Genomic DNA, 11901 nt, shown 5'->3' on the forward strand with positions numbered 1-11901 from the left:
GAACGCCATGTCACTGTTGCAGATCAACAACCTGAACGTGCGCTTCGGCGACACCAATGCGGTACCGGTAGTCGATGGCCTGGACCTGACGGTGGAAGCCGGCGAGATCCTGGCCATCGTCGGCGAATCCGGCTCGGGCAAGTCCGTGACCATGATGGCCCTGATGGGCCTGATCGACGCCCCCGGGCGCATCACCGCCGACTCGCTCACCTTCGACGGCACCGACATGCTCAAGCTCAGCGGTCGCCAGCGACGCAAGGTAGTGGGCAAGGACATCGCCATGGTTTTCCAGGACCCGATGACCGCGCTCAACCCCAGCTACACCGTGGGTTACCAGATCGAGGAAGTGCTGCGCCAGCACCTGGGCCTGAAGGGCAAGGCCGCGCGCCAGCGTGCCCTGGAGCTGCTGAAGAAGGTCGAGATCCCGGCTGCGGAAAGCCGCCTGGACGCCTACCCGCACCAGCTGTCCGGCGGCATGAGCCAGCGCGTGGCGATTGCCATGGCGATTGCCGGCGAGCCCAAGCTGCTGATTGCCGACGAACCCACCACTGCGCTGGACGTGACCATCCAGGCGCAGATCATGGAGCTGCTGGTCAACCTGCAGAAGGAGCGCAACATGGCGCTCATCCTGATCACCCACGACCTCGCCGTGGTCGCCGAAACGGCCAGGCGGGTGTGCGTGATGTACGCCGGCCAGGCCGTGGAAGTGGGCCAGGTGCCGGAGCTGTTCGACGTGCCCGCCCACCCCTACAGCGAAGCGTTGCTGGCGGCGATCCCCGAGCACAGCATTGGTGCCGAACGCCTGGCCACCCTGCCCGGCATCGTCCCCGGCCGCTACGACCGCCCCGTGGGTTGCCTGCTGTCACCGCGCTGCCCGTACGTGCAGGACAACTGCCGGCGCCAGCGCCCGCCCCTCGATCCCCAGGCCCATGGCCTGGTGCGTTGCTTCTACCCGCTGAACCAGGAGGTGGCGTGATGGCCGTCGTTCTATCCGCCCGGGAGTTGACCCGGCATTACGAAGTCTCCCGCGGGCTGTTCAAGGGGCACGCCCTGGTCCGCGCGCTGAATGGCGTGTCGTTCGAACTGGAGGCCGGCAAGACCCTGGCCGTGGTCGGCGAATCCGGCTGCGGCAAGTCGACCCTGGCCCGCGCCCTGACTCTGATCGAAGAGCCGTCGTCCGGCTCGCTGCAAATTGCCGGCACCGAAGTGAAAGGCGCCAGCAAGAGCGAGCGCAAGCAACTGCGCCGCGACGTGCAGATGGTGTTCCAGAGCCCCTACGCCTCGCTCAACCCACGACAGAAGATTGGTGACCAGCTGGCCGAGCCGCTGCTGATCAACACCTCGCTGACCAAGGCCGAGCGGCGAGAAAAGGTGCAGAAGATGATGGAACAGGTCGGCCTGCGCCCCGAACATTACCAGCGTTACCCGCACATGTTCTCCGGTGGCCAGCGCCAACGTATTGCCCTGGCCCGGGCAATGATGCTGCAGCCCAAGGTGCTGGTGGCGGACGAACCGACCTCGGCGCTGGACGTGTCGATCCAGGCCCAGGTGCTGAACCTGTTCATGGACTTGCAGAAGGAGTTCAACACCGCCTACGTGTTTATTTCGCACAACCTTGCGGTGGTGCGGCATGTGGCCGATCAGGTGCTGGTGATGTACCTCGGCCGGCCGGCGGAGATGGGGCCGAAAGAAGATATCTACGAAAGGCCCTTGCACCCGTATACCCAGGCGCTGCTGTCGGCGACGCCGGCGATTCACCCGGACCCTTTGAAGCCGAAGATCCGCATTGCCGGGGAGTTGCCCAACCCGCTGAACCCGCCGGATGGGTGTGCGTTTCACAAGCGCTGCCCGTATGCGACCGAGCGGTGTGCCAAGGAGGTGCCGGCGCTCAGGCAGGTGAGTACCCGGCAAGTGGCTTGTCACTATGCCGAGCAGTTTCTTTAGCCTTTAGATAGCCGGGGCTGCTTTGCAGCCCTTTCGCGACACAAGGCCGCTCCTACAAGGGACCGCGATCTCCTGTAGGAGAAGCCCGGGGTCGAGACGGGACGCAAAGCGGACGAAAGAATCTCAATGCATAAAGAACCAGATAAGGATAATCACCGGAATCGGCACCCCAATCATCCAGAGCAGTATCGAGCGCATGGCCTTTCTCCTTGTTCGATGTTGAACAGACCGGTGCACTCGCCATGCCATCCCTGTCAAAAAATCACTCTCAACCGAATCAACGGCTTACGCCCCAGGCCGCTTGGCAGAACCGTGCAATATGCCGGATCCGCCCCCTTGCAGCTGGGTGTTCTGCAATGCACTATCAGGCTCATGACCGCCACCACCCTCCCCGACGGCCCCGAGCAGACCCCGCTCACCGCCGACACCGTGCTGCGCTACCACCTGTGCTGGAAGCACCGCGACCTCGACGGCGTCATGTCGCTCTACCACCCCGACATTCAGTACCACGACTTCTTCCAGAACCGCGTGCTCGGCTACCAGGAACTGCGCGACTACGTGCGCGCCTGCCTGCCCCATGAAGCCGGCGAAGATATCGTGCACAGCGACCGCATCCGCGTCGACGGCTGTACCGCGTTCATCCAGTACCAGGTCACGGTCCAGGGCGGCGACGGCCTGGTGGCGTTCCAGTCCAGCGAGGCGATTACCGTCAAGGACGGCCTGATCTGGCAGGTCAACGAATATGCCACGCTGGTCCGCCGCAATGGCAGCGGCCACGCCAGCAGTGGTTCACGCCCGGCCACCAGCCGCCTGGGCCTGTCGCCGAGGCAGTTGTCGACCATGGCCCAGGACCTGGAACACTACTTCCAGCGCCAGCGCCCCTACCTGGACCCGGAGCTGGACCTGCAGCAGGTGGCCGACGCCAGCGGCTACAGCCGCAACCAGATCTCCTACCTGCTCAACCAGGTGCTCGGGCAAAGCTTCTACCGCTACGTCAACCAGGCCCGCTTGCAGCACCTGATGGCCAGCCTTGATAACGACAGCATCGAAGCCACGATCGACGAGCTGGCGTTCAATGCCGGTTTCAACTCGTTGTCGGCGTTCTACAAGTGTTTTCGCGAACACACCGGGCTTACGCCCAAGGCGTACCTGAAGCAAATTTCCCTGCGTGCACGCACGTAGGACAGCCGCCCGCCGACACCACTAGGATCGCCCACAGACCTTGACGGATGTGGAGCCGAACCCGATGCAACCCCTGCGCACGCTCAGCCTGTGGATGGACCAGCTCGACGAGCCGTTGTGCGCCCGCCCGGCCCTGCGCGAGGACCTGGACGCGGATGTATGCATCATCGGCGCTGGCTACACCGGCCTGTGGACCGCCTACTACCTCAAGCGCCAGGCGCCACAGTTGAACATCGCGGTAATCGACGCCAACATCGCTGGCTTCGGCGCTTCGGGGCGCAACGGCGGCTGGCTGATGGGCAACCTGCTCGGCGAAGACCGCCTGCTGGCCACCCTGTCGCCGCAACAGCGCCGCGCCAGCATCGACCTGCTGCATGGCATTCCCGATGAAGTACACCGCGTGCTGCATCGCGAGAGCATCGACTGCGACTACCGCAAAGGCGGCGTGCTGTACTGCGCCGCGCGCTACCCGGAACAGGAGCGCAGCCTGCGCGCCTACCTAGACGACCTTTATCGCCAAGGCATGACCGAGGACGACTACCGCTGGCTGCGCCCCGAACAGCTTGACGCTCAGTTGCGGGTCAGCAACGCCTATGGCGCCATCTACAGCCCGCACACCGCAACCATCCAACCCGCCAAGCTGGCGCGTGGCCTGGCCCGGGCGGTAGAAGCGCTGGGCGTAACAATCTTCGAAAACACCCCAGCCATCGACTGGCAGCCGGGTGAGGTGCGCACCCCGTTGGCGCGCATCCGTTGCCAATGGACGGTACCCGCCGTGGAGGGCTATGCCGTCAGCCTGCCGCCACTGGGTAAACATCAGCTGCCGGTACAGAGCCTGTTGGTGGCCACCGAACCACTGCCGGAGGCCACCTGGCAACAGATCGGCCTGAACCAGGGCCAGGCGTTCAGCGAAAGCAGCCGCCAGGTCACCTACGGCCAGCGCACCGCCGACGACCGCCTGGTATTCGGCGCCCGTGGCGGCTACCGCTTCGGTGGCCGCCTGCGCGAAAACTTCAACCTCGACGAACAGGAAATCGAGCTGCGCCGCTACCTGTTCAGCGAGTTGTTCCCACAGTTGAAGCACGCACGCATCACCCATTCCTGGGGCGGCAACCTGGGCATGGCGCGGCGCTTCCGCCCGCACATGCTCTGCGACCGTCAACGCGGCATCGCCCTGGCGGGCGGCTACGGCGGCGAAGGCGTCGGCGCCACCAACCTGGGCGGGCGCACCCTGGCCGCGCTGATCCTCAACCAGCACAACGAACTGACCGCGCAACCCTGGGTGCTCGACAACCGCCCGCTTTCAAGCCTGGCCAGCTGGCCACCCGAGCCCTGCCGATGGCTGGGCTACAACGCGATCATCCAGAGCTTCGTCCACGAGGACCGGACCCTCGCCAACCCCGCCAGTGCGCCCTGGAGGCGGCGCCTTGCCAGCAATCTTGCGGACTTCATGGAAGGCTTCATGCGCTGATTTTTCCCCCTCACTGACACAGGATTTACCGGTCATGAGCATCACCCATTTCAAGAACACCGACAGCGCCGTGCTCGACAGCTCCAACCCGGTCGCGGTGCCGCTTGGCGACCCCGTTGCAGTGACTTCGGTCACCTGCGTGGAACGCAGCGACGGCGTCGAAACCGGCATCTGGGAGTGCACCCCCGGGCGCTGGCGGCGGCAGATCGTGCAGCAGGAGTTCTGCCATTTCATCAAGGGCCGCTGCACCTTCACTCCCGACGGTGGCGAGCCCCTGCTCATAGAAGCCGGAGACGCACTGATGCTACCGGCCAACAGCACGGGCACCTGGGATATCCAGGAGACCGTGCGCAAGACCTACGTTCTTATTTTCTGATCCGCTGATCGCCTGCCTTCGATAACAACACACAAAGCAAGGTAACCCCGACATGCGCACGCTCCTTCTCGCCCCCCTGATGCTGGCCGCCAGCGTGGCCGGCGCCGCCGAAACGGTGAAGATCTACAACTGGTCCAGCTACGTTGCCCCCGACACACTGAAGAACTTCCAGCAAGCCAGCGGTATCGTGCCCACCTACGACGTTTACGACAGCAACGAAACCCTCGACGGCAAGCTGATGACCGGCAACTCCGGCTACGACGTGGTGTTTCCGTCCAACCATTTCATGGCCCGGCAAATCCAGGGCAAGGCCCTCAAGCGCCTGGACAAGTCGCAATTGCCCAACTGGCACAACCTCAACCCGGTGCTGCTCAAGGCGCTCGAAGTGAACGACCCGGGTAACCAGTACGGTTTCCCATACCTGTGGGGCAGCACCGGCATCGGCTACAACATCGACAAGGTCAAGGCAGTACTGGGCGACGATGCCCCGGTGGACTCCTGGGACCTGATCTTCAAGCCCGAGTACATGAGCAAGCTGAAAAGCTGCGGCGTCGCGGTGTTGGACAACGGCCCTGAACTGTTACCGATCGCCCTGCACTACCTGGGCCTGCCGCACCACAGCCAGGAACCGGCGGACTACGACAAGGCCAAGGCGCTGCTGATGCAGGTGCGACCGTATATCAGCTACTTCCACTCCTCGAAATACACCGGCGACCTGGCCAATGGCGATATCTGCGTGGTGGTGGGCTTCTCGGGGGATGTACTGCAAGCGAAGAACCGCGCCGAGGAGGCGAAGAACGGGGTGAAGGTGGGCTACTCGATACCCAGGGAAGGCGCGCCGATGTGGTTCGACATGGTTGCCATGCCGGCCGATGCACCGGATGAGAAGGCCGGGTATGCCTACATGAACTACCTGCTGCAGCCGGAGGTGATGGCCAACATCAGCAACCATGTGCAGTACGCCAACGGCAACCTCAAGGCGGACGGGCTGGTGGATCCGGCGATGAAGGGTAATACGATGATTTACCCGAGCGAGGAAGTAATGGGCAAGCTGTATGCGCTGGAGGCGATGCCGGCCAAGATCGACCGTATTCGCACGCGGATCTGGACCAGTATCAAGGCAGGGAACTGAATGGGGCCGCTTTGCGGCCCTTCGCGGGCACGCCCGCTCCCACAGGGATCACGTCGACCTCCGGTGTAGTGGTTCCCCATTGGGACTGGAGGGTCCGCGAAGGGCTGCAACGCAGCCCCATTTCAATACTTAGTGGTGCTCGCGGGTAGCGCGGAACTTGATGTCCGGCCAACGCTCTTCCATCAGCGACAGGTTGACGCGGGTCGGCGCCAGGTAGGTCAGGTGCCCGCCACCGTCGATGGCCAGGTTCTCCATGGCCTTGTTCTGGAATTCCTCGAGCTTCTTCTTGTCGTCACAGCCGATCCAGCGGGCCGACCACACGGTGATCGGCTCGTAGGCGCACTCGACCTTGTACTCTTCCTTCAGGCGGCTGGCGACCACGTCGAACTGCAGCACACCGACTGCACCGAGGATGATGTCGTTGCTGCGCTCAGGGAAGAACACCTGGGTCGCACCTTCTTCGGCCAGCTGTTGCAGGCCCTGACGCAGCTGCTTGGATTTCAGCGGGTCCTTCAGGCGCACGCGGCGGAACAGCTCCGGAGCGAAGTGCGGAATACCGGTGAAGCCCAGCGCCTCGCCTTCGGTGAAGGTGTCGCCGATCTGGATGGTGCCGTGGTTGTGCAGGCCAATGATATCGCCGGCATAGGCCTCTTCCAGCTGCTCACGCTCGGAGGAGAAGAAGGTCAGCGCGTCGCCGATGCGCAGGTCCTTGTTGATGCGCACGTGGCGCATCTTCATGCCCTTCTCGTACTTGCCCGAGCAGATGCGCATGAAGGCGATGCGGTCGCGGTGTTTCGGGTCCATGTTTGCCTGGATCTTGAACACGAAACCGGTGAACTTCTCTTCCACAGGCTCCACGGTGCGCTCGTGAGCCACACGGCCCAGCGGGCGCGGCGCCCAGTCGACGACGGCGTCAAGCACATGGTCCACACCGAAGTTGCCCAGCGCGGTACCGAAGAACACCGGGGTCAGCTGGCCGTTGATGAACTCTTCCTGGTTGAACTCGTGGCAAGCGCCCTGCACCAGCTCCAGCTGTTCGACGAACGAATCGTACTGGTCGCCCAGGTGGGCCCGGGCTTCGTCCGAGTCCAGCTTCTGGATGATCTTGGCTTCGGTGCGCTCGTGGCCGTGGCCCGGGGTGTACACCACGATGTAGTCGCCGGTCAGGTGATACACGCCCTTGAAGTCGCGGTAGCAACCGATCGGCCAGGTGATCGGTGCGGCCTTGATCTTCAGCACGGCTTCGATCTCGTCGAGCAGTTCGATCGGGTCGCGGATGTCGCGGTCGAGTTTGTTGATGAAGCTGACGATCGGCGTGTCACGCAGGCGGCACACGTCCATCAGGGCGATGGTACGTGGCTCTACACCTTTACCGCCGTCGAGCACCATCAGCGCCGAGTCCACCGCGGTCAGGGTGCGGTAGGTGTCTTCCGAGAAGTCTTCGTGGCCGGGGGTGTCGAGCAGGTTGATCATGTGCTCGCGGTACGGGAACTGCATCACCGAGGTGGTGATGGAGATGCCGCGCTGCTTCTCCATTTCCATCCAGTCGGAGGTGGCGTGGCGGTCGGACTTGCGCGACTTCACGGTACCGGCGACGGCAATGGCCTTGCCCATCAGCAGCAGCTTCTCGGTGATGGTGGTCTTACCGGCGTCGGGGTGGGAAATGATTGCGAAAGTGCGGCGCTTCGCGACTTCGGCGGCCTGGTTGGTCATGGGAAATCGCCTGACTGGGGGATTAAAAAGGGGCGATATCATACCTGAAGTTGGGCCGGGACCAAAATTTGCTGAACCGGCGGTGCCTGTTCCGGCCCTTTCGCGGGCACGCCCGCTCCCACCGGTACTGCACAGGCCTGCACAGCAGTGGAGATCCCTGTGGGAGCGGGCGTGCCCGCGAAGAGGCCGGCACTGCCATTACAAATTCAACAACCAGCCGCTTTATCACGACAAATGGCCAAAGGGCAGTTATTTCAACGCCTACAGCGCACCAACCCGTTGCTTTCTCTCGTCAATTTTCCAACCAGCCAGTGATTAACGCTGGCCAAATGCCGCCTCAGATGGGAACCTTTACGCCCACGGAGACGTCCACTCCCCTGCAACCCGCTTCGGTTGGGGAGTTGTTTTCATCAGCATTTTCGGGCCCGACGGGGTTCGGCTCATAGCCTGATCGCAGCCTTCGGCGTGCGTCACGCTGCTACTCGCGAACACACCACCCGCCGCCAGGACTGGTCGGCAACCAAGAAGTGTGCTCGCCGACTACACAAGGAGTCCGCCTGTGGCAAAACGCTACGGAAAAGGGCTGTTGGGATGGGCCTCCGTGCTCGTCATCCTGGCCCTGCTGGTCCACTGGATCGGCATCGACACGATCGCGCGGTATCGCGACGATCTTGGGTTCTACCTGCAAGCGCACCTGGTACTGGTGCTGGCTTCGATGGCGGCGGCGCTGGCCGTGGGCATCCCCGCCGGCATTGCGTTAAGTCGACCGCACCGGGTCGACAAAGCCGAACGCTTCATGCAGTTCTTCAACGTTGGTAACACCATCCCTCCCCTGGCCGTTCTGGCCATCGCCCTGAGTATCCTGGGCATCGGCGCCGGGCCCGCGATCTTCGCGCTGTTCCTCGCCTCCCTCCTGCCCATCGTGCGCAACACCTACGAGGGCCTGAAAAACGTCCCCGCCTCGCTCAAGGAAGCCGCCACCGGCATCGGCATGACTCCGCGCCAGCAACTCTGGCAGGTGGAGCTGCCCAACGCCGTGCCGATCATCGTTGGTGGCGTGCGTGTGGCCCTGGCGCTGAACGTTGGCACCGCACCGCTGGCGTTCCTGATTGGCGCCAACAGCCTGGGCAGCCTGATCTTGCCCGGCATCGCCCTGAACAACCAGCCACAGCTGCTGCTGGGGGCTGCCTGCACCGCACTGCTGGCGCTGGCGCTGGACGCGGCGGTGAGTTTCTCCAGCAAGCGCTGGCTGGAACGTGGCCTGGCCCAATAAAGATAGGGAACGTATGAACAAGAGAATCGCCTTGCTGCTAGGCGCGGCCCTGCTGTTCGCAGGATTTGCCCAGGCGGCGGACAAACCGCTGATCCGCATCGGCGCGCGGGTGTTCACCGAACAGACCGTACTCGCCGAAATCACCGCGCAATACCTGCGCGCCAACGGCTATGACGTGCGCGTCACCACCGGCCTTGGCAGCAATATCGCGCGCCAGGCCCAGGAAACCGGCCAGCTCGACCTGATGTGGGAATACACCGGCGTGTCGCTGGTGTCGTACAACCATATCGACGAGCGCATGCCCAGTGCCGAGGCCACCTACGCCAAGGTCAAGGCACTGGACGCGAAGAAGGACCTGATCTGGCTGACCCCGTCGAAGTTCAGCAACACCTATGCGCTGGGCCTGCCCAGGCAGGTCGCCGAGGCTTATCCGCAGATCAACTCGATCAGCGACCTCAACCAGGTACTGCGTGACGAACGCCACCGCAACCACCTGGTGGCGCTGGACACCGAGTTCGCCAACCGCCCGGACGGCCTGGTAGGCCTGAAAGCGATGTACGACCTGCAAGTGGGCCGCGCCAACATCCGCCAGATGGATGCCGGCCTGGTCTACACCGCCATGCACAACAACCAGGTGTTCGCCGGCCTTGTGTACACCACCGATGGTCGCCTGAACGCGTTCAACCTCAAGCTGCTGGAAGACGACAAGCACTACTTCCCCGACTACACCGCCGCCCCAGTGGTGCGCAAACAGGTGCTCGACGCCAACCCGCAACTGGCCGGCCTGCTCAAGCCTCTGGCCGAGCAACTGGATGACGAAACCATGCGCCAGCTCAATGCCAAGGTCGACGTCGAACACCAGAACCCGACCAAGGTGGCTGCCGCCTTCCTGCGTGACCACCCAATGCCTGGCGAGGTACAACCATGAGCCTGCTCGACACGTTCGCCCACCTCGACTGGGCCCAGGTACTGCAGCTGACCTGGCAACACATCATGCTGGTCGGCGTCGCCGTGGGCCTGGCGATCATCGTCGGCGTACCGCTGGGCATCCTCATGACACGCTTCCCGGCCGTCGCCGGCCCATTGCAGGCCAGTGCCACGGTGTTGCTGACCATTCCCTCGATCGCCCTGTTCGGCCTGCTGCTGCCGTTCTACTCCAGGTTCGGCCAGGGCCTGGGGCCGCTGCCGGCGATCACTGCGGTGTTCCTCTACTCACTGCTGCCGATCATGCGCAACACCTACCTGGCTTTGACCAACGTCGAACCCGGCATCCGTGAAGCCGCGCGTGGCATCGGCATGACCTTCGGCCAGCGCCTGCGCATGGTCGAACTGCCCATCGCAGTGCCGGTGATCCTCGCCGGTGTGCGCACCGCCGTGGTGATGAACATCGGCGTGATGACCATCGCCGCCACCATCGGCGCCGGCGGCCTTGGCGTACTCATCCTCACCTCCATCAGCCGCAGCGACATGTCGATGCTGCTGGTCGGCGCCGTGCTGGTCAGCCTGCTGGCGATCATCGCCGACCTGCTCCTGCAAACCCTGCAACGTGCCCTGACTCCAGAAGGACTGCGCTCATGATCGAACTGAAGAACCTCAGCAAAACCTTCAACGTCAACGGCAAAGACGTCAAAGCCGTCGACTCGGTAAGCCTCACCGTCAACGAAGGGGAAATCTGCGTGTTCCTCGGCCCCTCGGGCTGCGGCAAGAGCACTACCCTGAAAATGATCAACCGCCTGATCACGCCCACTTCCGGCCAGGTGTTCATCAATGGCGAAGACACCACCGGGCTGGACGAGGTCACCCTGCGCCGGCACATCGGCTATGTCATCCAGCAGATCGGCCTGTTCCCCAACATGACCATCGAAGAAAACATCACCGTGGTGCCGCGCCTGCTCGGCTGGGACAAACAGAAGTGCCATGAACGCGCCCGCGAGCTGATGCACATGATCAAGCTGGAGCCCAAGCAGTACCTGCAGCGCTACCCGCGCGAGCTGTCCGGCGGGCAGCAGCAACGTATCGGCGTGATCCGCGCCTTGGCGGCGGAAGCGCCGGTGCTGCTGATGGACGAGCCGTTCGGCGCGGTCGACCCGATCAACCGCGAGATGATCCAGAACGAGTTCTTCGAGATGCAGCGGGCCTTGAACAAGACCGTGATCATGGTCAGCCACGACATCGACGAAGCGATCAAGCTGGGCGACAAGATTGCCATCTTCCGCGCCGGCAAGCTGTTGCAGCTGGACCACCCGGACACCTTGCTGGCGCACCCGGCGGACGAGTTCGTCAGCAACTTCGTCGGCCAGGACAGCACCCTCAAGCGCCTGCTGCTGGTACGTGCGGAGGATGCGGCGGACAACGCGCCATCGGTGAGCCCGCAGACGCCGGTGAGCGATGCACTCGAGCTGCTGGACGAGCACGACCGCCGTTACGTGGTGGTGACCGATGCGCAGAACAAGGCACTGGGCTACGTGCGCCGGCGTGACATGCATCGCCAGCAAGGAACTTGTGGCGACTTCCTGCGGCCGTTCAATGCCACGGCGTCGCATGATGAGCATTTGCGCATCCTGCTGTCGCGGATGTACGAGTTCAACCGGGCGTGGCTGCCGGTGCTGGATGCCGAGCAGGTGTTCTTGGGCGAGGTGACGCAGGAGTCGATTGCGGCGTACCTGAGTTCGGGGCGCTCGCGGGGGGCCAAGACCAGCATTGTCTCGCCGGCCGAGGCGGTGGTTTCGTAATCGCCGGGGGCGCGCTGCGCCCCTTTCGCGACACAAGGCCGCCCCTACAGCAAATTGCGTTCCTCTGTAGGAGCGGCC

Annotated in this window: 11 protein-coding genes; 10 read left to right on the forward strand and 1 reads right to left on the reverse strand. The window is 63.5% G+C overall.

The features are described from left to right. The first annotated feature begins 7 nt into the window (after positions 1-7). The 6 genes from ACLCGK_RS04755 (at position 8) to ACLCGK_RS04780 (ending at position 6105) form a co-directional block, all read left to right on the forward strand. On the forward strand, positions 8-976 hold the full coding sequence (locus ACLCGK_RS04755; protein WP_054573153.1) for an ABC transporter ATP-binding protein: 969 nt from the start codon (positions 8-10) through the stop codon (positions 974-976). Beyond that, positions 976-1944, forward strand: coding sequence for a peptide ABC transporter ATP-binding protein (locus ACLCGK_RS04760; protein WP_013971049.1), 969 nt, complete (start codon positions 976-978; stop codon positions 1942-1944). Before ACLCGK_RS04755 ends, ACLCGK_RS04760 begins: the two co-directional genes overlap by 1 nt. A 372-nt stretch (positions 1945-2316) precedes the next feature. Then, positions 2317-3126: a helix-turn-helix domain-containing protein gene (locus ACLCGK_RS04765; RefSeq protein WP_410951386.1), complete on the forward strand. Its 810-nt coding sequence runs from the start codon at positions 2317-2319 to the stop codon at positions 3124-3126. Positions 3127-3190: 64 nt separating this feature from the next. Then, positions 3191-4597 carry an NAD(P)/FAD-dependent oxidoreductase gene (locus ACLCGK_RS04770; RefSeq protein WP_410951387.1) on the forward strand — a complete coding sequence of 469 codons (1407 nt, stop codon included), beginning with the start codon at positions 3191-3193 and terminating at the stop codon, positions 4595-4597. Positions 4598-4631: 34 nt separating this feature from the next. After that, a complete protein-coding gene (locus ACLCGK_RS04775; protein ID WP_085691765.1) occupies positions 4632-4973 on the forward strand; it encodes a cupin domain-containing protein in 342 nt (113 codons plus the stop codon). A gap of 52 nt (positions 4974-5025) precedes the next feature. Beyond that, entirely contained in the window at positions 5026-6105 is a 1080-nt protein-coding gene (locus ACLCGK_RS04780) for a polyamine ABC transporter substrate-binding protein (protein WP_023660681.1), read from the forward strand. A 129-nt stretch (positions 6106-6234) separates the two neighbouring features. On the opposite strand, the gene ACLCGK_RS04785 is transcribed toward ACLCGK_RS04780, so the two are convergent. Beyond that, on the reverse strand, positions 6235-7818 hold the full coding sequence (locus ACLCGK_RS04785; protein ID WP_003257876.1) for a peptide chain release factor 3: 1584 nt from the start codon (positions 7816-7818) through the stop codon (positions 6235-6237). A gap of 559 nt (positions 7819-8377) precedes the next feature. Here ACLCGK_RS04785 and ACLCGK_RS04790 point away from each other — a divergent pair. From ACLCGK_RS04790 to ACLCGK_RS04805, 4 genes are read left to right on the forward strand one after another with little or no spacing between them, the layout of a single operon-like run. After that, a complete protein-coding gene (locus ACLCGK_RS04790) occupies positions 8378-9091 on the forward strand; it encodes an ABC transporter permease (RefSeq protein WP_410951388.1) in 714 nt (237 codons plus the stop codon). 13 nt (positions 9092-9104) lie between these two features. Further along, complete coding sequence (locus ACLCGK_RS04795; RefSeq protein ID WP_410951389.1) at positions 9105-10019, forward strand: glycine betaine ABC transporter substrate-binding protein; 915 nt, start codon at positions 9105-9107, stop codon at positions 10017-10019. Continuing rightward, complete coding sequence (locus ACLCGK_RS04800) at positions 10016-10669, forward strand: ABC transporter permease (protein WP_013971042.1); 654 nt, start codon at positions 10016-10018, stop codon at positions 10667-10669. Before ACLCGK_RS04795 ends, ACLCGK_RS04800 begins: the two co-directional genes overlap by 4 nt. Continuing rightward, positions 10666-11823 (forward strand): betaine/proline/choline family ABC transporter ATP-binding protein, encoded by a 1158-nt coding sequence (locus ACLCGK_RS04805; RefSeq protein WP_054573159.1) that lies wholly within the window; start codon positions 10666-10668, stop codon positions 11821-11823. The genes ACLCGK_RS04800 and ACLCGK_RS04805 overlap by 4 nt, the downstream gene beginning before the upstream one ends. The last annotated feature ends 78 nt before the right edge of the window (positions 11824-11901 follow it).

Source organism: Pseudomonas sp. S1(2024), from assembly GCF_046557535.1.

Excerpts from the sequence above, each read along its gene's own strand:
- ACLCGK_RS04795 (WP_410951389.1), top strand. The coding sequence starts at position 9,105 with ATGAACAAGAGAATCGCCTTGCTGCTAGGCGCGGCCCTGCTGTTCGCA.
- ACLCGK_RS04760 (WP_013971049.1), top strand. The coding sequence starts at position 976 with ATGGCCGTCGTTCTATCCGCCCGGGAGTTGACCCGGCATTACGAAGTC.
- ACLCGK_RS04755 (WP_054573153.1), top strand. The coding sequence starts at position 8 with ATGTCACTGTTGCAGATCAACAACCTGAACGTGCGCTTCGGCGACACC.
- ACLCGK_RS04780 (WP_023660681.1), top strand. The coding sequence starts at position 5,026 with ATGCGCACGCTCCTTCTCGCCCCCCTGATGCTGGCCGCCAGCGTGGCC.
- ACLCGK_RS04770 (WP_410951387.1), top strand. The coding sequence starts at position 3,191 with ATGCAACCCCTGCGCACGCTCAGCCTGTGGATGGACCAGCTCGACGAG.
- ACLCGK_RS04805 (WP_054573159.1), top strand. The coding sequence starts at position 10,666 with ATGATCGAACTGAAGAACCTCAGCAAAACCTTCAACGTCAACGGCAAA.
- ACLCGK_RS04765 (WP_410951386.1), top strand. The coding sequence starts at position 2,317 with ATGACCGCCACCACCCTCCCCGACGGCCCCGAGCAGACCCCGCTCACC.
- ACLCGK_RS04785 (WP_003257876.1), bottom strand. The coding sequence starts at position 7,818 with ATGACCAACCAGGCCGCCGAAGTCGCGAAGCGCCGCACTTTCGCAATC.
- ACLCGK_RS04800 (WP_013971042.1), top strand. The coding sequence starts at position 10,016 with ATGAGCCTGCTCGACACGTTCGCCCACCTCGACTGGGCCCAGGTACTG.
- ACLCGK_RS04775 (WP_085691765.1), top strand. The coding sequence starts at position 4,632 with ATGAGCATCACCCATTTCAAGAACACCGACAGCGCCGTGCTCGACAGC.